This window comes from Curtobacterium sp. MCPF17_021 (genome assembly GCF_003234605.2).
GTDB lineage: Bacteria > Actinomycetota > Actinomycetes > Actinomycetales > Microbacteriaceae > Curtobacterium > Curtobacterium flaccumfaciens.
On the sequence record NZ_CP126252.1, the window covers coordinates 150,796 to 174,896 of the forward strand.

The 24,101-nt window shown below is 71.8% G+C and carries 25 protein-coding genes; 10 read left to right on the plus strand and 15 right to left on the minus strand.

Translation table 11 applies throughout. From position 1 onward, the window contains the following. Positions 1 to 71 precede the first annotated feature (71 nt). The 5 genes from DEJ29_RS00680 to DEJ29_RS00700 all read right to left on the minus strand — a co-directional run bounded on the left by DEJ29_RS00680 (position 72) and on the right by DEJ29_RS00700 (position 5,540). Positions 72 to 869, minus strand: a complete 798-nt coding sequence (locus DEJ29_RS00680) for an ABC transporter ATP-binding protein (protein WP_110863595.1) — start codon at positions 867 to 869, stop codon at positions 72 to 74. Further along, the gene (locus DEJ29_RS00685) at positions 866 to 2,188 is read right to left on the minus strand and encodes a GntR family transcriptional regulator (protein ID WP_111095577.1); all 1,323 of its coding nucleotides are present in this window, start codon (positions 2,186 to 2,188) and stop codon (positions 866 to 868) included. The genes DEJ29_RS00680 and DEJ29_RS00685 overlap by 4 nt, the downstream gene beginning before the upstream one ends. Before the next feature lie 3 nt (positions 2,189 to 2,191). After that, entirely contained in the window at positions 2,192 to 2,860 is a 669-nt protein-coding gene (locus tag DEJ29_RS00690; protein WP_111095578.1) for a GntR family transcriptional regulator, read from the minus strand. A 92-nt stretch (positions 2,861 to 2,952) separates the two neighbouring features. Next, positions 2,953 to 3,930 carry an MDR family oxidoreductase gene (locus DEJ29_RS00695; RefSeq protein ID WP_111095579.1) on the minus strand — a complete coding sequence of 326 codons (978 nt, stop codon included), beginning with the start codon at positions 3,928 to 3,930 and terminating at the stop codon, positions 2,953 to 2,955. A gap of 581 nt (positions 3,931 to 4,511) precedes the next feature. Then, entirely contained in the window at positions 4,512 to 5,540 is a 1,029-nt protein-coding gene (locus DEJ29_RS00700; RefSeq protein WP_111095580.1) for a 6-phosphofructokinase, read from the minus strand. 73 nt (positions 5,541 to 5,613) lie between these two features. Between DEJ29_RS00700 and DEJ29_RS00705 the strand changes: the two genes are divergently transcribed. Both DEJ29_RS00705 and DEJ29_RS00710 read left to right on the plus strand, forming a co-directional pair. Further along, the gene (locus tag DEJ29_RS00705; protein ID WP_111095581.1) at positions 5,614 to 6,579 is read left to right on the plus strand and encodes a DNA-3-methyladenine glycosylase family protein; all 966 of its coding nucleotides are present in this window, start codon (positions 5,614 to 5,616) and stop codon (positions 6,577 to 6,579) included. 89 nt (positions 6,580 to 6,668) lie between these two features. Further along, entirely contained in the window at positions 6,669 to 8,156 is a 1,488-nt protein-coding gene (locus DEJ29_RS00710) for a sugar porter family MFS transporter (protein WP_111095605.1), read from the plus strand. Between the two features lie 68 nt (positions 8,157 to 8,224). Here the strand turns inward: DEJ29_RS00710 and DEJ29_RS00715 are convergent, their stop codons facing one another. After that, positions 8,225 to 9,082 (minus strand): NAD-dependent epimerase/dehydratase family protein, encoded by an 858-nt coding sequence (locus DEJ29_RS00715; protein WP_111095582.1) that lies wholly within the window; start codon positions 9,080 to 9,082, stop codon positions 8,225 to 8,227. Positions 9,083 to 9,181: 99 nt separating this feature from the next. Between DEJ29_RS00715 and DEJ29_RS00720 the strand changes: the two genes are divergently transcribed. Together DEJ29_RS00720 and DEJ29_RS00725 are read left to right on the plus strand one after the other, a co-directional pair. After that, positions 9,182 to 10,546: a hypothetical protein gene (locus DEJ29_RS00720; protein WP_111095583.1), complete on the plus strand. Its 1,365-nt coding sequence runs from the start codon at positions 9,182 to 9,184 to the stop codon at positions 10,544 to 10,546. A 66-nt stretch (positions 10,547 to 10,612) separates the two neighbouring features. Further along, entirely contained in the window at positions 10,613 to 11,140 is a 528-nt protein-coding gene (locus tag DEJ29_RS00725; RefSeq protein WP_111040147.1) for an ATP-binding protein, read from the plus strand. Here DEJ29_RS00725 and DEJ29_RS00730 read toward each other — a convergent pair. Further along, the gene (locus tag DEJ29_RS00730) at positions 11,129 to 11,800 is read right to left on the minus strand and encodes an HAD family hydrolase (RefSeq protein ID WP_111095584.1); all 672 of its coding nucleotides are present in this window, start codon (positions 11,798 to 11,800) and stop codon (positions 11,129 to 11,131) included. The genes DEJ29_RS00725 and DEJ29_RS00730 overlap by 12 nt on opposite strands. Before the next feature lie 163 nt (positions 11,801 to 11,963). Between DEJ29_RS00730 and DEJ29_RS00735 the strand changes: the two genes are divergently transcribed. From DEJ29_RS00735 to DEJ29_RS00750, 4 genes are read left to right on the plus strand one after another with little or no spacing between them, the layout of a single operon-like run. After that, entirely contained in the window at positions 11,964 to 13,040 is a 1,077-nt protein-coding gene (locus DEJ29_RS00735; RefSeq protein ID WP_111095585.1) for a TerC family protein, read from the plus strand. Between the two features lie 43 nt (positions 13,041 to 13,083). Beyond that, positions 13,084 to 13,773: a YceI family protein gene (locus tag DEJ29_RS00740; protein WP_111095586.1), complete on the plus strand. Its 690-nt coding sequence runs from the start codon at positions 13,084 to 13,086 to the stop codon at positions 13,771 to 13,773. Next, positions 13,770 to 14,285, plus strand: coding sequence for a sigma-70 family RNA polymerase sigma factor (locus tag DEJ29_RS00745; RefSeq protein ID WP_071404491.1), 516 nt, complete (start codon positions 13,770 to 13,772; stop codon positions 14,283 to 14,285). The genes DEJ29_RS00740 and DEJ29_RS00745 overlap by 4 nt, the downstream gene beginning before the upstream one ends. Next, the gene (locus tag DEJ29_RS00750) at positions 14,282 to 14,989 is read left to right on the plus strand and encodes an anti-sigma factor (protein ID WP_111095587.1); all 708 of its coding nucleotides are present in this window, start codon (positions 14,282 to 14,284) and stop codon (positions 14,987 to 14,989) included. Before DEJ29_RS00745 ends, DEJ29_RS00750 begins: the two co-directional genes overlap by 4 nt. Here the strand turns inward: DEJ29_RS00750 and DEJ29_RS00755 are convergent. After that, the gene (locus DEJ29_RS00755) at positions 14,986 to 15,465 is read right to left on the minus strand and encodes a MarR family winged helix-turn-helix transcriptional regulator (RefSeq protein WP_071404493.1); all 480 of its coding nucleotides are present in this window, start codon (positions 15,463 to 15,465) and stop codon (positions 14,986 to 14,988) included. The genes DEJ29_RS00750 and DEJ29_RS00755 overlap by 4 nt on opposite strands. Positions 15,466 to 15,593: 128 nt before the next feature. On the opposite strand from DEJ29_RS00755, the gene DEJ29_RS00760 reads away from it, so the two are divergent. Then, positions 15,594 to 19,163, plus strand: coding sequence for a proline dehydrogenase family protein (locus DEJ29_RS00760; RefSeq protein WP_111095588.1), 3,570 nt, complete (start codon positions 15,594 to 15,596; stop codon positions 19,161 to 19,163). Positions 19,164 to 19,270: 107 nt separating this feature from the next. On the opposite strand, the gene DEJ29_RS00765 is transcribed toward DEJ29_RS00760, so the two are convergent. The 4 genes from DEJ29_RS00765 to DEJ29_RS00780 are packed head-to-tail and all read right to left on the minus strand — an operon-like array spanning position 19,271 to position 21,388. Further along, positions 19,271 to 19,468, minus strand: a complete 198-nt coding sequence (locus DEJ29_RS00765; RefSeq protein ID WP_071404495.1) for a hypothetical protein — start codon at positions 19,466 to 19,468, stop codon at positions 19,271 to 19,273. A gap of 10 nt (positions 19,469 to 19,478) precedes the next feature. Next, a complete protein-coding gene (locus DEJ29_RS00770; protein ID WP_111095589.1) occupies positions 19,479 to 20,021 on the minus strand; it encodes a dihydrofolate reductase family protein in 543 nt (180 codons plus the stop codon). 33 nt (positions 20,022 to 20,054) lie between these two features. Then, on the minus strand, positions 20,055 to 20,375 hold the full coding sequence (locus tag DEJ29_RS00775; protein WP_139196653.1) for a hypothetical protein: 321 nt from the start codon (positions 20,373 to 20,375) through the stop codon (positions 20,055 to 20,057). A 17-nt stretch (positions 20,376 to 20,392) separates the two neighbouring features. Continuing rightward, the gene (locus tag DEJ29_RS00780) at positions 20,393 to 21,388 is read right to left on the minus strand and encodes an SDR family oxidoreductase (protein WP_031260052.1); all 996 of its coding nucleotides are present in this window, start codon (positions 21,386 to 21,388) and stop codon (positions 20,393 to 20,395) included. Positions 21,389 to 21,487: 99 nt separating this feature from the next. On the opposite strand from DEJ29_RS00780, the gene DEJ29_RS00785 reads away from it, so the two are divergent. After that, positions 21,488 to 22,108 carry a hypothetical protein gene (locus DEJ29_RS00785; protein ID WP_111095590.1) on the plus strand — a complete coding sequence of 207 codons (621 nt, stop codon included), beginning with the start codon at positions 21,488 to 21,490 and terminating at the stop codon, positions 22,106 to 22,108. Positions 22,109 to 22,120: 12 nt separating this feature from the next. On the opposite strand, the gene DEJ29_RS00790 is transcribed toward DEJ29_RS00785, so the two are convergent. The 3 genes from DEJ29_RS00790 to DEJ29_RS00800 are packed head-to-tail and all read right to left on the minus strand — an operon-like array spanning position 22,121 to position 24,096. Next, entirely contained in the window at positions 22,121 to 22,882 is a 762-nt protein-coding gene (locus DEJ29_RS00790) for a YqjF family protein (RefSeq protein WP_220037356.1), read from the minus strand. After that, the gene (locus DEJ29_RS00795) at positions 22,879 to 23,712 is read right to left on the minus strand and encodes a nitroreductase family protein (RefSeq protein WP_071404500.1); all 834 of its coding nucleotides are present in this window, start codon (positions 23,710 to 23,712) and stop codon (positions 22,879 to 22,881) included. Before DEJ29_RS00795 ends, DEJ29_RS00790 begins: the two co-directional genes overlap by 4 nt. Positions 23,713 to 23,715: 3 nt before the next feature. Next, the gene (locus tag DEJ29_RS00800; protein WP_111095591.1) at positions 23,716 to 24,096 is read right to left on the minus strand and encodes a hypothetical protein; all 381 of its coding nucleotides are present in this window, start codon (positions 24,094 to 24,096) and stop codon (positions 23,716 to 23,718) included. Positions 24,097 to 24,101 lie beyond the last annotated feature (5 nt).

Sequence of the window (24,101 nt, forward strand, 5' to 3'; positions counted from 1 at the left end):
GACACCGTGGTGCGGTGCCGGGTCCCTCCCCGACACGGGCCGCGGACACTGAACAGCCATTCAAGCACGCGTCAGGCGGATCGGCGCGCGGCCCAGCGCCCCTCTGCCCGCAGGATCGCGAGCGGGAAGTCGAACGCGTGCGACACCGCCGACGACGTGATGACCTCGTCCGAGGTGCCCTGGGCCACGACGGCGCCGTCGCGGAGCAGCATGGCGTGCGACGTCGAGGCCGGCAGGTCCTCCAGGTGGTGGGTCACCATGACACTGCCCAGCTCGGGGTGCCGGTGCCGCAGCGCGTCGACGGTCTCGAGCAGGTGCTCCCGTGCGGCGACGTCGAGACCGGTCGCCGGCTCGTCGAGCAGCAGCAACTGGGGTTCGGACATCAGGGCACGGGCGATGAGGGCGCGTCCCCGCTCACCCTGCGACAGCACCGGCCAGCGTGCGTCCCGTCGTGCCGTGAGTCCGACGTCGGCGATGTGCTGCTCGGCCAGGGCGACCTGCTCGCCCGAGGGCTCCCACCGCATCATGAGGTCCGTCGTGCCGGTCAGCCCGGTGAGCACGGTCTCGAGCACCGTGAGCGGTGACAGCATCCGGTGCCGGGGGTCGACGTGGCCGATGTGCTCCCGGAGTTCGCGGACGTCGATGCGCCCGAGCCGGCGGCCGAGGACCTCGACGGTGCCCGCGGTGGGGTGTCCGGTCGCGCCGAGGACGGCCAGCAGTGTGGACTTGCCCGCACCGTTCGGTCCGAGCAAGGCCCAGTGCTCCCCGCGCCGGACGGTCAGGTCGACGTCGTGCAGCAGGTCGCGGCCGGAGCGCGTGACGCGGACCCCGGTGGCGTGGATCAGGACGTCGTCGTGCGCGTCGGTCATGACCCCATCGTGCCCCACCGCGCCGTGACGTCGTCCACGTGCGCCCGTGCGACGTCGACGAACCGGCGGGCTGCGGCCCGTGCGGTGCTGACGTCTGCGCTGCCCGCGGCCGTGTCCAGCGCGAGCCAGAGCGCCTCGGCGTCCCACTGCCGGAACGTGGGGGCCTCGGGCAGCGCGTAGGCGAGCCGGGCCATCACCAGGCGCAGGGCTTCACGGGTCCAGCGGTTGCCGGACTGCTCGGACAGGAACCGGGTGACGGCGAACGCGCTCTCGGTGTACCGGTGGTCGCGCACCTGGCCGTCCTCGCGGGCCCGTGCCACGAGCTGGCGGAGCTCCTCGAGCGCGGGCCCACGGAGCCCGGGCAGGACGTGGACGGCGCCGTGGGTGAAGACCCCGGTGAGCAGCTCCATCGTGTCGCGCCAGGTCGCCAACGACGGCTCGACGACGCGGTGGCGTCCCCGGTCGTCCTCGAGGAGACCGAGGTCGTGCAGCCAGCGCAGCGCGCCGAGGACCTGCTCGGGCGGAGCCCCGGTCCGTGCCACCAGGTCGTCGATCGTGTGGGTGGACCCGAGCGCCAGCGCGCCGGATCGGACGTCGCGGAGCAGGGCGCGGTCGACCGGACCTGCGCGGTGTTCGGTGGTGTCGTCCGCCGGGCGGCTCGTCCGCGGGACCCCGACGTTCCGCCGGTGGACCTCGAACAGCTCATCGATGACCTCTGCCGCCGCGGCCGCGTCGGCCGGATCGCGGGTGTCCACCGCGCGGGCGGTCGTGACGAACCAGGCGTGCACGTCGTGGACCGACCAGAGTTGGGTCGGGACGCGTGCCCACCGCATCCGCTCGAACGCGCGCAGGCCGAGGCTCCGCACCAAGGGGTTCGGGGAGTGCTCGAACCAGAACTGGCAGGCGGCGGCGAACGCCGTCGGGTACTCCGGCAACCGGAACGCCGCGGTGGTGCGGGCTCGTGCGACTCGGCGGTCGAGTTCGGCACGCAGCTCGGGGGTGAGCGCCGGGATCGTGGCACGGAGGGCCGGACCGATGAGCGTGACCCAGAAGTCCAGTGCGTCGGACAGGTCGGCGTCGGAGAGCTCCTCGTACTGCCACGTGCCGTCCGGCTGGTGGACCAGGATGCCGAGGTCCTCGAGCCGGGCCGCCGCCGCACGGACGTCACCACGCGGGGTGCCCCACTCCCAGCTCAGTGCGTCGAGGTCGACGGACACCGGTCCGCGGGGGCCGGTCCGGACGTGCGCGAGCAGGGACGCGTAGGCGTCGTCGTGCACGGCCGCCCAGGGATCGGCGTCACCCCACTCGCCGGCGACCACGGGTCAGCCGCGGTCGGCGCGGACCGCCTCGATGTGCTGTTCGAAGTTGCGGGTGAGGGCTCGTCCGGCCTCGGCGGCGCCTTCACCGTCGCGCTCGGTGAGCGCTTCGCGCAGGATCGAGAAGAAGGCCTCGGACCCGTACTGCTCGAACGGGGGCGTGGGGTTCAGCGTGAAGCGGACCCGCTCCATGGCGCCCACGGCCGCGTTCTGCACCAGGGGGTTGCCGGAGTGCTCGACGGCGAACTCGATGATCTCGGTGAGCGCGCCGCTGAACCCGTAGTCGCGCACCTTGCGCATGCGGTCGGCCTTGTCGAGCAGCGCGGTGAGGGCATCGACGTCCTCGTCGCTGTACTCGGGGACGCCCCAGCGCAGGCTGAGCTCGAAGAACCCGGCGGTCGCGCGGGTCGCGGTGACCCAGTCCTCGAAGGTCGGGGTGGCGACGCGGGTGTACCGGTTCGCCTCCATCTCGACCAGACCGATGTCGACGAGCTTCGCGATGGCCTCGCGGATCGGGGTGCGACTCACACCCAGCCACTGGACCAGCTCGTCGTCGTTCAGGCGCTCGCCGTGCTGCAGGGTTCCGTCACGCAGGGCCGCGAGCATCTTGTCGTAGACGACGTCGCGCAGGAGCTTCCGGGGAGAGCTCTCCACGGTGGACTTGGGGACCGGCATGTCATCTCCTCGAGGACGAAATCGACACTCGAAATCCTAGCGTGCCAATATGCAAACGTTTGCTAAATGTCGCGTGGATCGCCGGCCGGGACTCAGCCCGCGACCGCGACGACTGTTCGGCCGTGCACCCGACCTGCGACGACCTCGGCGCCCACCTCGATGGCCTGCTCCGGCGTGACCGTGCGGGTGACGTCGGCCAGGAGCGCCGCGTCGAGGTCGGTCGCGAGCCGGTCCCACGCCCGACGACGGAGCTCCAGCGGGGCATCGACGGAGTTGATCCCGAGCAGCGACACCGACCGCAGGATGAACGGCAGCACGGTCGTCGGCAGCGCTGAGTCCTGCGCCAGCCCGCACGCCGTCACCGCACCGCCCCACCGGGTCGATGCCAGGACGTTCGCCAGCGTGGCCCCGCCGACGCTGTCCACCGCTCCGGCCCAGGTGGCGCGCTGCATCGGCTTGCCCGGCTCGGACAGGGTGCCGCGGTCGACCACCTCGGTCGCCCCGAGCCGGCGGAGGGAGTCCGTGTTTGCCGCGCGACCGGTTGACGCCGTGACCCGGTACCCGCGGGCCGCCAGCAGTGCGATCGCCACGGTGCCGACCCCGCCGGATGCCCCGGTCACCAGCACCGGCCCGTCGTCCGGTGCGACGAAGCGCTCGAGCGCCAGCACACTGAGCATCGCCGTGAACCCCGCGGTGCCGATGGCCGCCGCGAACGAGTCGTCGATCGCCTCGGGCAGCACGACGAGCGACCCGGACGGCACCACCGCCTGCGTCGCCCAGCCACCGTGCCGGGATTCGCCCAGCCCGGCCCCGTTCAGCACCACCCGGTCGCCGATCGCGACCTCGTGGACGCCGGGGCCGAGCCCTGACACGGTGCCGACGACGTCGATCCCGGGCACGAGCGGGTCGAGCCGGGCGACGCCGGGGTTCCGCGCGAGGGCCAGGCCGTCCTTGTAGTTGACGCTCGAGTACGTGACGTCGACCAGGGCCTCGCCCTCGGCCGGATCTGGCAGGTCGACGTCGGTGACGGTGGGCGGGGCTGCACTGGACACGAGGACGGCGCGGGTCATGCGCCGGACGCTACCCCGGGCCTCCCGGCCTTCGGTCCGTTCTTTCCCAGAACGTGCGCGATGCCTGGCGGATTCGGGCGTACCTGGCCAGAAGAACCGACCAGGTACGCCCGATTCGACCAGGTACGCCCGATCTGACGCGGCGCAGAGTCGGCGGGCGCCTCGGCATGCCCGTTCTTTCCCAGAACGTGTGCGATGCCTGGTGGGTTCGGGCGTACCGGGCCAGAACAACCGACCAGGTACGCCCGATTCGACCAGGTACGCCCGATCTGACCCGGCGCAGAGTCGGCGGGCGCCTCGGCATGCCCGTTCTTTCCCAGAACGTGTGCGATGCCTGGTGGATTCGGGCGTACCGGGGCAGAACTACCGACCAGGTACGCCCGATTCGACCAGGTACGCCCGATCTGACCCGGCGCAGAGTCGGCGGGCCCGTCGCTGTGCCCGTTCTTTCCCAGAACGCGTGCGATGCCTGGTGGGTTCGGGCATACCGGGGCAGAAGAACCGACCAGGTACGCCCGATTCGACCAGGTACGCCCGAAACAGCCCCGCCGCCCCAGCCCGCGCAGCCCAGCCAGCCGCACTCAGCCGAACATGATGGCGGCCTCGTCGAAGCGCGCCTGCGGCACCGTCTTCAGCTCCCCGAGCGCCTCCTCGAACGAGACGTGCTCGATCTCGGTGCCCCGGAGCGCCACCATCCGGCCCCAGCGCTCCTCGACGACCGAGTCGATCGCCGCCAGCCCGAGCCGGGTCGAGAGCACCCGGTCGTACGCGGTCGGCGTACCACCGCGCTGGATGTGCCCCAGGGTCGTGGCCCGCGTCTCGATGCCCGTCATCTCCTCGATGAGCGGCGCGAGGCGCTCGCCGATGCCACCCAGCCGCGGGCGCCCGAAGGCGTCGAGCCCGCGCTCGGTGTGCGCCGTGTCCTCGTGGTCGGGGACGAAGCCCTCGGCCACGACCACGAGCGGTGCGCGACCGCGGTCGTAGGCGGCCCGCACCCACTTCGCGATCTGTTCCATGCTCGTCTTCTGCTCCGGGATGAGGATCGCGTGCGCGCCCGCGGCCATGCCGGAGTGCAGCGCGATCCAGCCCACGTGCCGGCCCATCACCTCGGCGACCATGCAGCGCGAGTGCGACTCACCGGTGGTTCGGAGGCGGTCCATGGCCTCGGTGGCGATGGCGACGGCGGTGTCGAAACCGAACGTGTAGTCGGTCGCGCCCAGGTCGTTGTCGACCGTCTTCGGCACGCCCACGATCCTCAGGCCGGCGTCGGTCAGGCGCTTCGCGGCGGCCAGGGTGCCCTCGCCGCCGATCGCGACGATCGCGTCGATGCCGTGCCGCTGCAGGGTCGCGGAGATGTTCTCGAACCCGCCGTTGGGGCCCTCGAACGGGTTCGTGCGGCTGGTGCCGAGGATCGTGCCGCCCTGCTTCGCGATGCCCTGGATGTCCTTGCGGCCGAGCGGGACGATGTCGCCGTCGACCACCCCGCGCCACCCGTCGCGGAAGCCGACGAAGTCGTGTCCGTAGATGGCGATGCCCTTCAGGACGATCGCGCGGATGACCGCGTTCAGGCCGGGGCAGTCGCCTCCGGAGGTGAGGATGCCGATGCGCATGGGAACTCCGTCGTCGGGTGGTGGGGATCAGTGCCCATCATGACTGACGGTGGTTCCGCATTACCATCCCCGTGTGTCCCTGCTCGCTTCCGCCACCGTCGACGCCGCTGGTGCGTCCGGTGACGCGTCTCGCGTCGACACGGTGTACCGGCCTGGAGGCGCGGTGGACGTCGCGTCGACCCTGCGGCCCCTGCAGCGTGGCTCCGGCGACCCGGCCTTCCAGGTGGTCGGCGGCGTCGTGTGGCTCGCGCTGCGCACGCCCTCCGGTCCCGCTTCCGTGGCGATCCGGCGGGCCGCCGACACCATCGCGGTGTCGGCGTGGGGGAGCGGTGCGTCGTGGGCGGTCGAGCACGCCCCCGATCTGCTCGGACGCGGCGACGACTGGTCGTCGTTCGACGTCTCCGGCAACGAGTTCCTCGCCGCGGCACGACACCGGCAGCCGGGGCTCCGGCTGCTCCGCACGAACACCGTGGTCGCGATGCTCGTGCCGGCGATCATGGAGCAGAAGGTGACCTCGCGCCAGGCGTGGGGCGCGTGGCGGTACCTGCTCCGTCGGCACGGCTCCCCGGCGCCCGGACCGGCTCCCACGGGCATGATGGTGCCGCCCGATGCTCCGACGTGGGCACGGATCCCGAGCTGGGAGTGGCACCGGGCCGGCATCGAACCCGGGCGGTCGGCCACCGTGATGCGCGCCGTGAAGCTCGCGCCGGCACTCGAACGGACCCTGGCGCACGGGCGCGGTGGCGAGGTCGTCTCCACGAAGCTGCAGTCGATCCCCGGGGTGGGGCGGTGGACCGCCGCCGAGACCGCCCAGCGCTCCCACGGCGACCCGGACTCGCCGAGCGTGGGGGACTTCCACGTGCCGGCGCTCGTCGGGTGGGCGCTCACCGGGGCCCCGGTCGACGACGACGGGATGCTCGAGCTGCTCGAACCCTGGCGCGGGCACCGGGAGCGGGTCGTGCGGTTGATCGGTGGTTCCGGGTTCCGGAAGCCGTCGTTCGGGCCGCGGATCACGATCCAGGACCACCGCGGCCACTGAGCCCGGGCGACGCTTCCTCAACGTCCGTTCGTGCTGGTCCGTCTACCGTGACCGCCGGTCCGGGGCGTGCCCGGCACGGAGAGGACGCGATGACGACCACCACCGACGAGGACGAGCACGACAAGGTGCCCGGCGTCCCTCCGGAGATCCCCGAGGACACCGGGTCGGCCGAGACGGCTCGCGTCACGAAGCGGCACGTCACCCGGGTCGCGTTCGTCGCGGCACTCGGCGGACTGCTCTACGGCTACGACACCGGTGTCATCTCCGGCACGCTCATCGAGATCGGCAAGGAGTTCTCGATCGGTTCCGCCGTCAAGGAGTTCATCACGGCGTCGATCCTGGTCGGCGCGATCCTCGGCGCACTCGTCACCGGTCCGATCTCGGCGAAGATCGGGCGGCGGCGGACCATCCTGCTGATCGCGGGCGTCTTCGGCCTGGGCGTGCTCTTCGCCGCGGTGTCGCCGAGCCCGGTGTTCCTGATCCTCAGCCGACTGTTCCTCGGACTGGCGGTGGGCGGTTCGACCCAGACGATCCCGACCTACATCGCGGAGATCGCCCCGGGCCCGCGCCGCGGCAGCCTGGTCACGGTGTTCAACTGCGCGATCGGCGTCGGCATCCTGTCCGCCGCCATCGTCGGGGTGGCCCTGAACGGCGTCGTGTCCTGGCGCTTCATGATCGGGGTCGCCGCCGCACCCGCCATCGTGCTGCTGCTCGGGATGCTCCGCCTGCCCGAGAGCCCGCGCTGGTTCGTGTCGCAGGACCGCATCGGTCCGGCTCGACGGGTGCTGCGCTGGCTGCGTCCGGACCACGATGCCGCCGAGGACGAGCTCGACGACATCCGCAAGCTCGACGAGGCCGAACCGAGCGCCGGTTCCGGGCAGTGGGCCCAGCTGCGCAAGCCGTGGGTGCGGCCGGCCCTGATCGCGGGGCTCATCGTCGCCGCGTTCACGCAGCTGACCGGCCTCGAGATGATGATCTACTACACGCCGACGATCCTCACCGATGCCGGGTTCCCGCACGTCTACTCCCTGTGGGCGAACGTCGGTGTGGGCGTCGTCTACCTCGTGATGACGTTCGTCGGGTCGCGGTTGGTGGACCGGATCGGGCGTCGACGGCTGACCCTCGTGATGCTGCCGGGTGCCGCCGTGAGCATCGGCCTGTTCGGTGTGCTCTTCTACGTCCAGGACGGCAAGCCCTCACCGGTGCTCACGCTCGTGCTGATCCTGGCGTTCATGTTCTTCCAGGCCGGCGGCATCCAGGTCGTCGGGTGGCTCGTCGGTTCCGAGATGTACCCGCTGCGGATCCGGGCCGCCGCGACGAGCCTGCACGCGATGGTGCTCTGGGGCGCCAACCTGCTGGTGACCTCGACCGCGCTGACGCTGACCGGCTGGATCAGCCTGGGCGGCACGATGCTCGTCTACGCCGCGCTCAACGTGCTCGGGTGGGTCCTGGTGTTCCTGCGGGTGCCGGAGACGAAGGGCAAGTCCCTGGAGCAGATCGAGCAGTCCCTGCGGGACGAGACGTTCCTGCCGCACCGGGGCGGACGCGAGCGTCGCGCAGTGGACCGGACCGCCTGACGGACGGGAGGCCCGTGGCCACGTCCGCCACGGGCCTCCCGGCCGTCAGGTCACGGCACCCGCGCGCGTCACGGGTGGCGGGTGCCCTCGCCGGCCAGGACGGCGCGGTAGCCCTCGCGGAACGTCGGGTACTGCGGCACCCATCCCGTCGACCGGAGCAGCGCGTTCGACAGGCGCTTGTCGCCGCCGGTCTGCCGCGCGTCACCGTCGCCCGTCGACGGCTCGGCGACGTGGAGTTCCTCGGCCAGGAACCGCAGCACGTCGTCCAGCCGGCTCGGCTCGTCGTCCGTGCCCAGGTAGAGCGGCGCCGGGTCGGGCAGGGCCGCCAGGTGCACGAGTGCTGCGGCGGCGTCGTCGCGGTGGATGCGGTTCGTGTGCGGTGAGGTCCCCGGCGCCAGCCGTGCGGACCCGGACCGGACCTGGTCGATGAGTCGCTCGCGGCCGGGGCCGTAGACGCCCGACAGCCGGACCAGCACGGCGCCGGGAGCGCGCTCGCGCAGCAGGACCTCGGCCTCGACCAGGACCTCGGCGGTCGGGGTCGCACCGCGCGCCGGGGTCTCCTCGGTGACCTCGCTGCCGTCCGAGACGTCGTACACGGCGGTCGAGGACACGACCAGCACCCGTGGGTCGGCGTCCGAGGCGTCGATGCCGTCGAGCACGTTGCGCAGCCCGTCGACGTAGGTGGCGCGGTACTCGTCGACGTCGCGGCTGCCCGCGGCGAAGGCCACGACGACGACGCTCGTGTCGGCGGGGATCTCGGGGACCTCGTGGCGCAGGTCGAGGCTCCGGCCGGTGATCGGTGCGGGGATCAGCTCGGCACGGCGGCGGAGTCCGATCACGTGGTGGCCCTGGTCGGCGAAGCGCAGGCCAGCTTCGGTCCCGAGGTCGCCGCATCCGGCGATGACGACTGTCGTGGAGTTCTGCACGGCTCGACCTTGGCACGGTCTCATGGTGGAAGGCGGGGAGTTTGATGATAATGGTTCTCAACTGGGCGATCACCGTCCGGTCTTCTCGACAGGAGTTCCATGTCCCCTCGATCCCTGCGTCTCCTCCCCGCGCTCGTCCTGGCCGGGCTCGTGCCGCTCGTCGGTACCGCGATCGCCGTCCCTGCGTCGGCTGCACCCGCCGTGACGCGGACCGCCCACCACAGCTGGCTCGTGACGGCTGACCCGACGGCGAAGCGCGTGTACGTCAACGACGCCGTGACCGGTCGGCGGACCGCCACCCTGAGCGGGATCGAGTTCGGCACCCACGCGGGGTCCGTGCAGCTCGGCCACGGGCGGATCGCGTTCATGGACGAGTCGAAGCCGCGGCTCGACGTCCTCGCCATCGGCCCCCGCGGCACGGCGCGCATCGCGCAGCACTACGCGATCCCGAACGCCGACCAGCGCTGGGAGCGTGCCGGCTGGCTGTCCACCGACACTGCACGGCGTCACCTGGCGGTCGGTTCCGACTTCGACGGCTCCGAGCGCCAGCGGGTCACGGTGATCGACCTGCGGCGGAAGACGGAGCGCACCGCCCGGATCGACACCTCGGCCGTGCAGCTCGCCACGACGGGCAAGCGCGGCACCGAAGAGGTCGAGACGTTCCTGGTCGGCAGCCCCCTGCGCCTGGTGGTCACCGCGGGCGGACGACTCGACGCCTACTCCGTGTCCGCGATCATGCAGGGTGCGACCCACCCGCGCCCCGTCGCGACCACGCCCCTCGGTGCCTACCCGCACGGCCCGATCGTCAACGCCACCGGGACGGTGATCGGCTCCGACCTGGCCGCCGGCGTGCAGACCGTCCGGGTGACACGGACCGGCTTCACGGGCTCCCGGTCCGTCGCCTACCCGAAGCCGAGCGTGCAGAGCTACCGGCCCCGCATGGCACCGGACGGCACGACCGTGGTCGGTACCCAGGCCGGCAGCACGGCCGCGGGGACCCCGTGGAACGCCGTCCCCGCCTACTTGACCACCTCGTCGACGTCGTCCAGCAGGATCAGCAGCGTCGACCTCGGTACCGGATCCTTCACCCGGGTCGCCGTCACCGCCCGGTTCGCCGCCGTCGCGCTGACGTCGGGCACCGGGGACTCGCTCGTCCTGGTGCGGAAGCAGGCCGACGGTGTCTACTCCGGCCGCACGACCTCGGTCGCGCTCACGCCGCTGCGCAAGGGCCCCGTCGCCGGACAGCCGGCCACCGGGGCGTCGGTGCGGTTCACCGCGGCGACGGACGACGGCCGCAGTGTGTTCGTGACGCGGGGCGACGAGGGGAAGATCACCCAGATCGACACCACCGGTACGAAGCCGTCCGTGCTCCGCACCATCACGCTGCCCACGGCGCTCGCCGGAGGCGGATATCTGACGACGGTCGACTCCACCGTGCGTCCGTACGACCTCAGCGGTCGCTGACCGTTCGGTCGATCGACAACCAGCCGCCGACCGCCCCTCGGGGTGGTCGGCGGCTAGGGTCCTGGTGTGATCGTCTGGTTGAACGGAACACACGGGGCGGGCAAGACCACGACGAGCCGACTGCTCCAGCCGCTGCTGCCCGGCTCGCGGATCCTCGATGCCGAGAAGGTCGGCGAGGTGCTGATGGACGTCACACCGGGGCTGCCGGAGAGCGACAACTTCCAGCACTGGGACCCGTGGCGGCCGCTCGTGGTCGAGACCGCTCGCCGGGTGCACGACTACGTGGGCGGGCCGCTCATCATGCCGATGACGGTCCTGGTCGAGGCGTACTGGCGTGAGATCGCCGCGGGGCTCGCCTCTCACGGCATCCCGGTCCGGCACTTCGTGCTGCACGTCGACGAGTCGACGCTCCGCGACCGGATCCAGAACGACCCGATCGTGGGCCCGTCCACGTTCCGGTTCGCGTACGTCGACGCCTACGCCGAGGCGGCTCGCGGCTGGCTGCACGCCGAGGCAGAGGTCATCGACGCGACCGAGGTCCCCGCCACCGAGGTCGCCCGGGCCGTCGCGGACGCGGTGACGTCAGCGCGCTGACAGCACGAGTGCGCGGAGACCAGGGGCCTCCGGCTGCGCGTGGTCGACCAGCACCGCCCGCATCCCGGCTGCCCGGGCACCGGCCACGTCGCGCTCGGGGTCGTCACCGACGAACAGACAGTCCGCCGGGTCGACGCCGAGCTGCCCAGCGAGGGCGTGGAACGCGCGGACGTCCGGCTTCTGGAACCCGATGCGTTCCGAGACGCAGACGCCGTCGAACGCGTCGGCCAGGCCGGTCCGAGCGAGCTTGTCGAGCTGCTGGCTCTCCGTGCCGTTCGTCAAGAGACCGAGGCGGTGTCCGCTTGCGCGCAGCTCGTGCAGCAGCGGCAGGCTCTCGGGGAAGAGCCGCCAGGCCTCGCGGTACGCGAGCAGGTAGTCGTCGAACACCGCGTCCAGGCCGGCCTCGTCGCCGGGCGCCTCGATGCCCAGGTGCGGCAGGACCGTGCGGAGCCGTGCGCGTCGCTGTTCCCGGAAGCTGATCGCCCCGGACCGCCAGCGCTCGAACTGCTCGTCCTCCGCCGTGAACCAGGCGCCGATCGCTTCCTCGGTGGGCTCGACGCCGAGGCCCTGCAGGAACCGGGTCGCGCCCACCCGAGCGGACCCGTGGTGGTCGAACAGCGTCCCGTCCAGGTCGAAGCAGATCGCTCGCGGAGTCGCCACGCGCCCAGGCTACGGCGCGTCCGAACGTCGCGACGGCCGCCGAGCGGCACGGCTCTGTCCGCCGCACGCAGCCCCGGGGTTCGCCACCGCCCGGATCATGCCGGAGACTGGTGCGGGTCGCTCACGAAGCTGCCCGCCCCACCACCAGCAAGGAAGGCTCCGCATGCCCGAGCTCCCCGTCGTGTTCGAAGTCGGCTCGATGATCGCCCTGGTCGCGATCCTGCTCGCCGACCTGCTCATCGTCGCGCGTCGCCCGCACGTGCCGACGCTGCGCGAATCCGGCATCTGGGTGGGCATCTACGTCGGGCTCGCACTGGTCTTCGCGGTGCTCATGCTGGTCTTCGCCGGTGGCGACTCCGCGGGGCAGTTCCTGGCGGGCTGGCTGACCGAGTACAGCCTGAGCATCGACAACCTGTTCGTGTTCGTCATCATCATGGCGCGCTTCTCGGTGCCGAAGAAGATCCAGCAGGAGGTGCTGCTGCTCGGCATCATCATCGCGCTCGTGCTCCGCGGGATCTTCATCCTGGTCGGCGCGCAGCTCATCGAGAACTTCTCGTGGATCTTCTACATCTTCGGCGCCTGGCTGATCTGGACGGCGATCCAGCAGCTCCGCGGCGAGGACGAGGACGACCAGAAGGACACCTTCATCGTCCGGCTGCTCCGCCGCCGGGTCCGTCTCACCGACACGTACGACGGCATGAAGTTCCGCACCCACCACGACGGTGTTCGGCACTTCACGCCGCTGCTCATCGTGCTCATCGCGATCGGCACCACGGACCTGCTGTTCGCGCTCGACTCGATCCCGGCGATCTTCGGCATCACCGAGAGCCCCTTCATCGTGTTCACCGCGAACGTCTTCGCGCTGATGGGTCTGCGCCAGCTCTACTTCCTGCTGGGCGGACTGCTCGAGCGTCTGGTCTACCTGAAGTACGGCATCGCCGTGATCCTGGCCTTCATCGGCGTGAAGCTCGTCCTGCACGCGCTGCACGACAACGAGCTGCCGTTCCTGAACGGCGGCCACCACATCGAGTGGGCGCCGGAGATCAACACGTGGGTGTCCCTGCTGGTGATCGTCGCCGCGATGGCCGTGTCGACGCTGGCGAGCCTCGTCCGGATGCGCGGGGAGACCCCCGCCGACGCCGTGACCGCGGACGACACAGCGGCGGACGACGACCGATCCGACCAGGACCGCGCCGACCAGGACCGCGCCGACCAGGACCGCGCCCGCACCTCCGACTGAAACCCGTTTGAACGATCCGCCCGGCTGCCTCGTCGTTGAGGGTATGGCACTCCGCAAACGAACCAAGGTCATCATCGGGATCTCCGCCGGCGTCGTCGTCGTGGCGGCAGCAGCCGTCATCGCCGGCCCCGTCATCTACGCGAACACCGTCAACGGCCAGGCCGCCGCAGCACCCTCGCTGTCGGCGTCCTCGTCCGGCACCCTCGACGCGAAGGACGCCGACGGCACCTGGACCAGCAAGAGCACCTCGTACGCCGGGTACCGGGTGCACGAGGTCCTGCAGGGGAATGATGTGAACGTGGTCGGTCGCACGAAGGACGTCAAGGGCACCGCCGTCGTCGACGGCGGCTCCCTCACCAAGGCGACCGTCACCGTCCAGGTCGGCAAGATCAGCACCCCCGAAGCCGCCCGCGACGAGTACTTCCGCTCCACCGCGCTGCAGACCGACAAGTACCCCACGGCGACGTTCGAGCTGACGAAGCCCGTCGACGTCACGAAGGCGCTCGACGGCTCCACGCAGGACGTCACCCTGACCGGCACGATGGACCTGCACGGCGTCGAGAAGCCGGTCACGGCCGACGCCCAGGTCGCGGTCGGCAAGGGCGGGACCGTCCAGGTCGCCGGCACCGTGCCGATCACCTTCGCCGACTACGGCGTGAAGGCCCCCTCGCTCGGCTTCGTCACCGTGGACGGGAAGGGCTCCGTCGAGTTCTCCCTCGACCTCGGGAAGTGACCGTGACGAGTCGTTCCGCGGACGAGCTGCTCGCGACGCTGTACCGCGAGCACGGTGACGCGCTCACGCGGTACGTCCGGCACCTCACGCGGGACGGCTCGACGGTCGAGGACGTCGTGCAGGAGACGATGGTCCGCGCCTGGCAGCGCCCGGCCGTGCTCGAACGGGCACCCGACAGCGCACGGGCGTGGCTCTTCACGGTGGCGCGCAACCTGGTGGTCGACGACGCACGGTCGGCCCGCAACCGCCGTGAGCACGGCACCGAGCACCAGGTCGAACGGATCGAGTCGGACAGCACGGACGCCGTGCTGGACCGGATCGTGGTCGCCGACGCACTCGCGTCGCTGAGCCCGGACCACCGTCGCGTGGTGGTGGACGCGTACTGGCTCGGGCACACGGTGCCGGAGATCGCGCGACGACACGACATCCCGGAGGGCACCGCCAAGTCGCGGTTGCACTACGGGCTGCGAGCCCTGCGGCTCGCACTGCAGGAACGAGGAGTGACCCGATGAGCGACGACAAGTACGCGGAGTGGGATGCGGCGTACGTCCTGGGGTCGCTCCCGGCCGGTGAGCGGCTGGAGTACGAACGGCACCTCGAGACGTGCGACCGCTGTGCGGCCGCCGTCGCGGAGCTGGTCGGTCTGCCGGGGCTGCTCGGCAAGTTGCCGGCCGACCAGGCGATCGAGATCGCAGAGCCGGACGGGAGGCCCGACACCCGTTCCGAGAGCGACCTCGCCTCCGTCGCGCACCGCGTCCGACACCGTCGCCGCCGTCGCCGGGTCTGGGTCGCCGCAACCGCGGGGCTCGCGGTGGTCGCCGCCGTCCTGGGCGGGCTCGCGGTCGGTGCCGCGGGTGAGCGCACCACGGTGCAGGCCGGTGCCGCTCCGACGGCGGCTGCCACCGCCGACCGCTACGACATGACCGGCGTGCAGGGACTCGACGTCCAGCTCGCCATCAGCGGCGAGCAGTGGGGCACCCGCTTCGACTGGGGGTGCTCGTACGGCGGCAAGGAGTGGTCGCCGGACGGGTCGATCCTCTACGACCTGGTCGTCGTCCGGACCGACGGCACGACGCAGACCGTGGGCTCGTGGACGGCTGCCGGTGCCGATGCGCGCGGACTGTCGGCGTCGACGGACATCCCGCGGGACGAGATCAAGAGCGTGCAGGTCCGGCTGCGCGGTGAGCGCGGCGCGCTCGCCGACGTCACGCTCTAGCCGACGTCGGCCTCGTCCGAGGCGTCGTCGGGGCCGATGGCGTCCTGGACGCGCGCACTGACGGACCGCAGCGTCTCGGCATCGGTCCCCACGGGCCTCCAGAACAGGTCCTCGAGCGCACCGGTGTGCGCGCGGATGCCGGCGAGCACCGCGCGACGACCGTCCGCGGTCATCACCACCCAGCTGCCACGGGCGTCGCTCGGGCAGTCCGCCCGCTCGACCAGGCCGCGGGAGACCATCCGCGTGACCTGGTGGCTGACGCGCGACTTCTCCCAGCCGATCCCCGCCGCGATGTCCCGGACGCGCAGACGGTGGTCGGGGTCCCGGTGCAGGCCGATCAGGATCTCGAACTCGGGGACGGAGATGCCGGCGCCCGCCTGGACGGCCCGGTCGAGCGCCCGGTCGAGTCGTCGCCAGGCGTCGTGGTACGCGTCCCAGGTGGCCCAGTCGTGGCCACCGTTGCCCTCCGTCGACATGCCGACCAGCGTATCCACCGGGGGGACGGTCGGTCCGCCCAGCGACCCCTTTCATCCGCTCGGATGACTCCTGGCCGACGTACGGCGTGCTCCGAGGTCGCGTCGGACGTGCGGCATACGATCGGGGGATGCCGAGCGCTCGCCTCCAGGACACCACCGATGACGCCGTCGCGCTCGTGCGCCGGTGGCTGGCGGCGTCCGCCGGGGTGAAGCCCGACCCGGGTGCGGTCCGTCTGGCCGAGGTCCTGCGCGACGAGCAGGGCCTCGACTTCACGCGGGGGTTCGTGGACAAGGTCATCCGCCCCGAAGACCCCCGGGTGGCGGCACGGAACCTCGAGCAGCTGAGCCGTGACGTCCCCGACTTCCTCGCCTGGTACCTGCGCGGGGCGGTGACGCTCGGCGGCGGGTTCGCCACCATGGCGCCGTGGGCCGTGATCCCGACCGCGCGCCGGATCCTGCGCCGGATGACCGGGCACCTGGTCATCGACGCGAGCACGAGCAAGCTCGGCCCGGCCCTCGCCAAGGTCCGCGGTCCGGGGACGCGACTGAACGTGAACCTGCTCGGCGAAGCCGTCCTCGGCAGTGCCGAGAGCGACCGACGCCTGCAGGGCACCATGGACCTGCTCGCCCGCGACGACGTCGACCACGTGTCGATCAAGGTGAGCGCCGTCGTGCCGCAGACCTCGCCGTGGGCCTTCGACCAGACGGTCGAGCGCGTCGTCGACCGGCTCGTCCCGCTCTACCGCCTGGCCGCGGCACCGACGGCCGCCGGACGCCCCGCCAAGTTCATCAACCTCGACATCGAGGACTACCGCGACCTCGACGTCACCCTCGCCGTGTTCCGGGCGCTGCTCGACCGTGACGAGTTCGCCGACCTGCCGGCCGGCATCGTGCTGCAGGCCTACCTGCCCGACGCAGCGGGAGCACTCGACGCGCTGACCGCGTGGGCGCAGGAACGCCGGGCGCGCGGCGGCGCCCCGATCACGGTGCGGCTCGTCAAGGGCGCGAACCTCGCCATGGAGCACGTCGACGCGATCCTGCACGGGTGGCCCCTCGCCACCTGGGGCAGCAAGCGCGAGACCGACACCGCCTACCTCCGGCTGCTCGACGCCGCACTGACACCGGAACGCACCGACGCCGTGCGGATCGGGGTCGCCGGGCACAACCTGTTCGACCTCGCCACCGCGTGGGTGCTCGCCCAGCGCCGCGGGGTCACCGACGCCGTCGACGTCGAGATGCTGCTCGGCATGGCGTCCACCCACACCCGGGCCGTCCGGGCCGACGTCGGCCAGATCCTGCTCTACACGCCCGTCGTGCAGCCGGACGAGTTCGACTCGGCCATCGCGTACCTGGCCCGTCGCCTGCAGGAGAGCGCGAGCCCCGAGAACTTCATCGCCGCCGCGTCCGACATCGACCACGACGCCAGCGTCTTCGAGCGGGAGCACAGCCGGTTCCTGGCGTCCGTCGCCGCACTCGACGAGCCCGTCCCCGCCACCCACCGCACGCAGGACCGCCACCGCGCGCTCGGCGAACCGGTCCTGCGCGACGCGTTCCGCAACGCCCCCGACACCGACCCGTCCATCGCCGCGAACCGGGCCTGGGCACTCGACGTCCTGCGCCGGGTGCCGCGCTCGCAGCTCGGCGCGCAGACGATCCGCGGTGCGAAGGTCGCCGACCGCTCCAAGCTCGAGCGGATCATGGCGCGCACCGCCCAGGCCGGCGTGAACTGGGGGCGGCAGGACCCGTCCGACCGTGCTGAGCTCCTCGACCTCATCGGGCACGAACTCGAGACCCGCCGCGCCGACCTGATCGAGGTGATGGCCGCCGAGACCGGCACGACCTTCGCCGAGGCCGACGCCGAGGTGACCGAGGCCGTCGACGCCGCGCACTACTACGCCGAGAGCGCCCGCCGCCTCGGGGACATCGAGGGCGCGCAGTACGTGCCGCCGCGGCTGACCGTCGTCGTGCCGCCGTGGAGCTCCGCCGTCGCCATCCCCGCCGGTGGTGTGCTGGCGGCGCTCGCCGCGGGCAGCGGTGTCGTGCTCAAGCCAGCGCCCGAGGCCAAGCGGTCCGGTGCCGTGCTCGCCGACGTGCTCTGGGACGCCGGGGTGCCGCACTCGCTGCTGCAGCTCGTCGACCTGGCCGAGGACGAACTCGGCCGCGACCTCATCGGCCACCCCACGGTCGACCGCATCATCCTGACCGGCTCGTCCGACACCGCCCGTTCGTTCCGCTGGTGGCGTGCCGGACTGCCGCTCACCGCCGGGACGAGCGGCAAGAACGCCATCGTCGTCACGCCGAGCGCCGACCTCGACCTGGCGGTGCAGGACATCGTGCAGTCCGCCTTCGGGCACGCCGGACAGCAGTGCTCGGCGGCGTCCCTCGTGATCCTGGTCGGGTCGGTGGGCGAGAGCGAGCGCTTCCAGCGGCAGCTCGTCGATGCCACCCGCACACTCCGGGTCGCGTGGCCGGACGACCCCACGGCGCAGGTCGGCCCGCTCATCGCCGAACCGCAAGGCACGCTCCGCCAGGGGCTGACCGAACTCGGGCCGGGGGAGTCCTGGCTCGTGCAGCCCGAGGCGGTCGACGACTCCGGCCGGCTCTGGTCGCCGGGCATCCGCGACGGCGTCCGCCCCGGTAGCGACTTCCACCAGACCGAGTACCCCGGCCCGGTGCTCGGCATCATGCGCGCCGAGACCCTCGAGCAGGCCATCGCCATCCAGAACGGCACCGACTTCGGGCTGACGGCGGGCATCCACTCGCTCGACGTCGACGAGGTGTCCGAGTGGCTGGCTCGCGTCCGCGCCGGCAACCTCTCCGTCAACCGCGGCATCACCGGTGCCGTCGTGGGACGCCAGCCGTTCGGTGGCTGGAAGGGCTCCTCGGTCGGCACCGGCACCAAGGCCGGCGGGCCCATGTACGTCGCGACGCTCGGCCGCTGGCTGCCCACGCCCCGCACCGTGCACAAGAGCATCCAGCTGCACGGCCTGCCCCCGCGCGTCACCGCGGTGATCGAGGCCGCACGCAGCGGGCTGTCCTTCGAGGAGTTCGACCGCGTCCGCGCCGGGGCCCTGAGCGACGTGCACGCACGAGAGACCCTCTTCCGGTCGCGGGACCTGTCCGGGCTCGTGGTGCAGCGGAACGTGCTGCGCCACCGCCCCCAGTCCGTCATCGTGCGCCAGGCCGAGGACGCCTCGACCGTGGACCTCGTCCGGACGCTCGTCGCCGCGACCTCGGCACGTGCGCACGTCCTGCTCAGCACGGCTCGCCCGCTACCCGGCCCGCTCACGCAGCTGCTGGCGGGGAACCGGTCGCCGCTCGACGTCGTCGACCACCTGGTGGAGTCCGATCAGGAGTTCCACGCCCGCGCGTCCTCGGGGGCCGTGTTCCAAGCGGACTGGTCCAGCGACCAGGACGACCAGCCGGTCGACGCGCTCGAGGCCGTGTTGTCGCAGGGGCCGGACCGCCCGGCGCACACGGCGTTCGGTGGTCCCGGTGCCCGGATCCGGTTGCTCGGCGGTGACCCCCTGGCCCTCGAAGAAGCCCTGGGTGCGAGCATCGACGTCGCGATCCACGACGACCCCGTGGTCGAGGCCGGCGTGATCGAGATGCTGCCGTACCTGCGCGAGCAGTCGGTGTCGATCACCGCGCACCGGTTCGGCGACGTCGACAGCGACTTCTCCGAGCTGCGCGTGTGAGCAGTCGTGCGTTGCGCGTTCCGCTTCGCGCGTTCCGCTTCGTGAGCAGAAGAGGTCGGGTCCCGTGTGGGAACCCGACCTCTTCTGCTCACGAAGTGACCCGAGGATCAGTCCTCGGCGTCACCCGCTTCTTCGTCCTCGACGCCGGTCTCGTCCATGCGGTCCCGCAGGTGGTCCGCCATCGCGCCCGCACCCTCACCGGCGTGGTCGTGGTCGACCTGCTCGATCAGGCCCTGCAGCTTCTCGTGGTTCGTGGCATCGGTGGCGCCGTCCATGACGGGCTCGGTCTGCTCGTTGTCGCTCATGCTCCGGACGCTACGCCGCGGTTGCTGCGGAACGGTAGTGGAGCTCGACCGCCCCGCCGTCGAACTGCGTGGTGCCGACGAGCTCGAACACCGGGGTCGGTGCGGCGACCGGCAGCAGGGGTACTCCGGCGCCGAGCGCGATCGGCATCACGGTGACCCGCAGCTCGTCGAGGATGCCCGCCTGCTGGTACTGCGCCGCGAGCAGTCCGCCCCCGACGATCCAGACGTCGCGGCCGTCGGCCACGCGCTCGAGGTCGGCCTGGTGGTCGCCGACCTCGCCGGAGACGAAGCGCACGTCGGCGCCGTCCGGCACCGGAAGGTCTCGCGTGGTGAACACCCACGTCGCCAGGTCCGGGTACGCCCACGTGTCGTCGTGCTCGAGCAGCCACTCGTACGTCGTCGACCCCATCGCGATCGCGCCGACGCCCGCGTAGAACCGGTCGTGGTGCTCCTGGAACGGCTCGAACCCGAACTGCAGCAGCCAGTCGAGGTCGTCGTCGGGCGCAGCGACGAAGCCGTCCAGCGAGGACGCGACGGAGTAGATCGTGCTCATGCCGGGGACGCTACCGAGCACCTCCGACAGGAGTCAGCGACGACCCCCGCGACCGACGACCGCTGCCTCGGCGACCGCGAGCACCACGGCGATCCAGAACTGGTCGACCGCGAACCGGCGTCGACGTGGATCGACGGCGAGCGGCACCATCGTCGCGCCGTGCAGGGCGTCCACGACGGCACTCAGGGTGTGCGCGTTGCCGGAACCCGCCCGCGCGACGAGGACGGCCTGTGCGATCTGCCGGACCCCGAGCACGCCGTGCAGCACGGCCTGGTCGGACCCTCGGGCCGCACGGCTCAGGTGCCACAGGCCGAGCCCGGCCCGGGCCAGCTCGACGACGGCTGTCCCGCTCACGGTCGACGACCGGCGGCTCATCGTCGGCGTCCCGCGACGAGTGCGACGGCCCCGGCGGCACCGAGCACGGCCCCGATGATGCCGTTGCCGACCCGGCGGTGCTCCACCCACCAGGTCTGCGGCGACCAGGCGTGTGCTGACTCGTCGAAGACGCCGTGCGCACCGTGGTCGCCCGGCACCGGCTCGTACAGGTTGTCCCGCATCTCGAGGCCGTCCTTGTCTGGGGCCTGCTGCCCGTCGACCAGGGTCTTGGCGGCGTACCAGTCGGCGAAGCGTCCGCTGATCCGGTTGCCGAGGATCGTGTAGACCGTCGACTCGCCCACCCAGGTGCGGCTGCGCGGCCGTTCGGCCACGGCGGCGATGGCCCGGGCACCGACCTCGGGCTGGTAGATCGGGGCGACCGGCTGCGGGTGGTGCGGCAGCTTCGACTTCACCCACTGGAACTGGATCGTGTTGAGCGCGGGCATGTCCACGCGGGACACCTTGACCTTGCTGCCCTGTTCGCGCAGCTCGGAGACGACGGACTCGGTGAACCCGACGATCGCGTGCTTCGCACCGCAGTACGCGGCCTGCAGGGGGATCCCGCGGAACCCGAGCGCCGAGCCGACCTGGATCACGTGCCCACGACCGCGGGGGACCATCCGCGACAGTGCCGACCGGGTGCCGTTCACGAAGCCGAGGTAGGTCACGTGCAGCGCCCGCTCGAAGTCCTCCGGCGCGGTGTCGAGGAACTTCCCGAACACCCCGACCATCACGCCGTTCACCCACAGGTCGATCGGTCCGAGCTCCTGCTCGACCCGGTCGGCCGCAGCCTCGACGGCGTCACGGTCGGAGACGTCGGCGACCAGGGCCAGCCCGCGGCGCCCGGCAGCCTCGACCTCGGCGACGGCGGCGTCGACGCCCTCCTGCCCGCGGGCCAGGACGGCCACGTCCCACCCCCGCGCAGCGAGCTCCCGGACGGTCGCCCGTCCCAGTCCTGCCGATCCACCGGTCACCACTGCCACTCGAGTCATGGCTCCCTTGTACCTGCGGCCGGCCGTGCACCACTCAGCCGCTGTCCCCCGAATTCGCCGTCCCGGACCACGCACGCACCGATCGGACATCATGGCCAGGTGGAGACCCGAGACCCCGACACCGCCGGCCCCGCCGAGGAGACGCCGCCCGGTTGGGTGCTCAACACACCGACCCGGCCGCGCGAGGTCTGGACGTACCCGGTCCTCGCGCTGCTCCTCGCCGCCGCACACGTCGTCTTCGGCATCGCCTTCGGTGGTGCGTTGGCGCTCGTCGTCGGGGTGTCCGCCGCAGTGGTGACGACCGTCGGCGCAGTTGCCCTGTTCGTGACGGGTCGGCGCGCGTACGTCGAGCAGAGCCGCGGAGCCTCGTGGCGGTCCCACGTCACCCGCGTGGTCGTCGCGGTCGTGAGCGTCGGTATCGTGTCGGTCACCACCTTGACCGTCGGGTTCCCCTTCGGCGCCCTGTTCGGTGCGCTCGCTGGCGTCCCGACGGCGTTCCGCTTCGCGCGCTCCGTGCCGCGGATCGATCGCCTCGTCGTCGCGTGGACAGCACTCGCGGTCGCCGTGTGCTGCGTCGTCCTGGCGACCCTCGGCCTGACGCTCGCTGATCTCCCCGACTACCGGAGCACCTTCTGGACGTTCGGCGCTGCCTTCGCGGTGATCAGCGCCCTGATGGCCGTCCATCAGTTCGTCGTCGCGCGTCGGTCACCCCACGACTGACGTCGTCCGCCCTCAGCGCCCCCGACCGAACCGCGTCGTGACCCCCGGCGAGTAGAGCACCGAGTCCGGCTCGAGCTCGGTCAGCCCGAAGGGCAGCCCGGCCGCTCCGACCAGGTCGTCCCGCAGCGACACCACCGAGGCCCGGTGCAACGGCCACGACTCGTGCTCGTTCGGCCAGAACCGCGTCCGTCCGGCCCGGTGCACGTGCATGCCCCACCGCGCCGTCAGGAACGTCTCGAGGGGCCCCGGCTCGTCGAGCGCCTCGCCGATCCGGACGTCGAGCATCGACCGCAGGTGAGTGCCGTGCCGACGCATCGCGTACCCCACGCGGCCGTCACCGCTGCGCGACTCCGCGATCGCCCACCGGTACGGCAGGCCGGTCGCGACGCGCGCCCCGATGGTCGGCAGGAGCTTCCCGGCGTCGAGCGACAGGAACACCACCCCGCGCTGCCCCTGTTCATCGACCGTGTAGACGCGGACGTTCAGCTCGACGAAGTCGCCGATGCTCCCGGTCGAGAACGGCGGGAACCGCGTGTCCTCGAACCGGAACGCGATGAGGCCCACCCAGGTGGTCACCCCGTCGTCGGTGCCGTCGAGCGCCATCGTGTCGGGCCGGGTGCCGGCCGGCAGCAGCGGGGCCACCGCCGACACGTCGACGCGCCAGTGCACGAAGACGACGTCGAGCCAGTCCTGCGAGATCCAGGGGCGGCCCGGCAGGCCGGGGGCGACGGCCTGGAGGCTCGGAGCGGTCTGGGTGGGTCGGGTGTCGGTCACGATGTGGTCGCCTCCGGTTCGATGTGGGCTGCGACGGGTGCGTCGTCCCACCCGCGCTGCGGGGTGTCGCAGGTGCCGCGGAACACGTACTGCGAGGGTCGCTTCCGCTCGCTCGAGGTCCAGTCGATGGCCGGACGTCGTCGTTCCGGTGGCAGGTACCCGATCCGGTAGACGGCCATCAGCTCGAGCGACTCGGGCACGCGGAGCAGTCCCTCGATCTCCTCCCACGCGCCGGGGGTCTCCATCGGGAAGGACACGAACTGGATCCCCAGGCCGAGCTCGGTCGTCGCGAGCCAGATGTTCTCCATCGCCGCGCCCATGCTGAACACCGAGTAGAAGCCGGACAGCTCCTCCTTCCGGTACTCGTGGCGGTCGAGCAGCACGCCGAGCAGCAGCGGCGACCCGGCGACGAGCTTCCGGTTCTCCTCACCCAGGGTCTGCGGCACCCGGAGCGTGTTCATGAGCAGCTGCCCGCGCTTCGTGAACACCTGCTTCGTGAACGGCCGCAGCGGCCCGGGGAGCTTGTCGAACAGCATGCCGTCGCGCCGCTCGTCCATCTCGGCCTTCGAGAACCGGAAGTACGGCTTGTACCGCTCGAAGAACGTGCCCTCGGCCATGGTGCGGGTCATCGAGCTGCCGCTGATCTCGGCGACGCGGTCGATCGTCTGGCGTTCCTCGATCAGCACGAAGCGCCACGGCTGGCTGTTGAGCTGCGACGGCGCCCGGCCGGCGAGCTCCATGAGCAGTCGCTGGTGCTCGTCCGACACCGGATCGGGCAGGAACGGCCCGTTCGTCGTGCGTCGTCGTCGGATGGCCTCGAACAGCTCCACTGCTCACCTCTCTGATCGCCTGCGTGCGAGCACGGCCCCCAGGTAGGACGGTGCGGCGGCGACCGCGACCCTCCAGTGTGCTCCGGAGCGCGGATTCGTGCGTGGAGCGACCGCCAGCGGCACGAGTGCCGGCAGCAGGAACAGTGCGGTTCGGTCGCGCGTCCACGCGGGGGCCGTCGCGGCGACGCCGGTCAGGGTCGCGGTCACGACGAACAGGCCGTGGTGCACGACGCGGAGCTTCTTCGTGCGGATCAGCCGCACGGCGACCGCCGTGCCCCACAGGCAGTTCGCGACGTAGGCGAGGCCCGCAGCGGTGACCAGCTGCCGGGCCGGACGCGATCCCGTGGGCGGTGATCCGCGCCTCCCGGCCGTCTTCCGTCCCATGCGTG

Bases quoted from the DNA above. Each gene is read 5' to 3' on its own strand.
- DEJ29_RS00750 (WP_111095587.1), top strand. From the start codon at position 14,282: ATGAGCGACGACAAGTACGCGGAGTGGGATGCGGCGTACGTCCTGGGG.
- DEJ29_RS00755 (WP_071404493.1), bottom strand. From the start codon at position 15,465: ATGTCGACGGAGGGCAACGGTGGCCACGACTGGGCCACCTGGGACGCG.
- DEJ29_RS00695 (WP_111095579.1), bottom strand. From the start codon at position 3,930: ATGACCCGCGCCGTCCTCGTGTCCAGTGCAGCCCCGCCCACCGTCACC.
- DEJ29_RS00700 (WP_111095580.1), bottom strand. From the start codon at position 5,540: ATGCGCATCGGCATCCTCACCTCCGGAGGCGACTGCCCCGGCCTGAAC.
- DEJ29_RS00800 (WP_111095591.1), bottom strand. From the start codon at position 24,096: ATGGGACGGAAGACGGCCGGGAGGCGCGGATCACCGCCCACGGGATCG.
- DEJ29_RS00780 (WP_031260052.1), bottom strand. From the start codon at position 21,388: ATGACTCGAGTGGCAGTGGTGACCGGTGGATCGGCAGGACTGGGACGG.
- DEJ29_RS00765 (WP_071404495.1), bottom strand. From the start codon at position 19,468: ATGAGCGACAACGAGCAGACCGAGCCCGTCATGGACGGCGCCACCGAT.
- DEJ29_RS00770 (WP_111095589.1), bottom strand. From the start codon at position 20,021: ATGAGCACGATCTACTCCGTCGCGTCCTCGCTGGACGGCTTCGTCGCT.
- DEJ29_RS00720 (WP_111095583.1), top strand. From the start codon at position 9,182: ATGTCCCCTCGATCCCTGCGTCTCCTCCCCGCGCTCGTCCTGGCCGGG.
- DEJ29_RS00760 (WP_111095588.1), top strand. From the start codon at position 15,594: ATGCCGAGCGCTCGCCTCCAGGACACCACCGATGACGCCGTCGCGCTC.
- DEJ29_RS00735 (WP_111095585.1), top strand. From the start codon at position 11,964: ATGCCCGAGCTCCCCGTCGTGTTCGAAGTCGGCTCGATGATCGCCCTG.
- DEJ29_RS00740 (WP_111095586.1), top strand. From the start codon at position 13,084: ATGGCACTCCGCAAACGAACCAAGGTCATCATCGGGATCTCCGCCGGC.
- DEJ29_RS00710 (WP_111095605.1), top strand. From the start codon at position 6,669: ATGACGACCACCACCGACGAGGACGAGCACGACAAGGTGCCCGGCGTC.
- DEJ29_RS00690 (WP_111095578.1), bottom strand. From the start codon at position 2,860: ATGCCGGTCCCCAAGTCCACCGTGGAGAGCTCTCCCCGGAAGCTCCTG.
- DEJ29_RS00680 (WP_110863595.1), bottom strand. From the start codon at position 869: ATGACCGACGCGCACGACGACGTCCTGATCCACGCCACCGGGGTCCGC.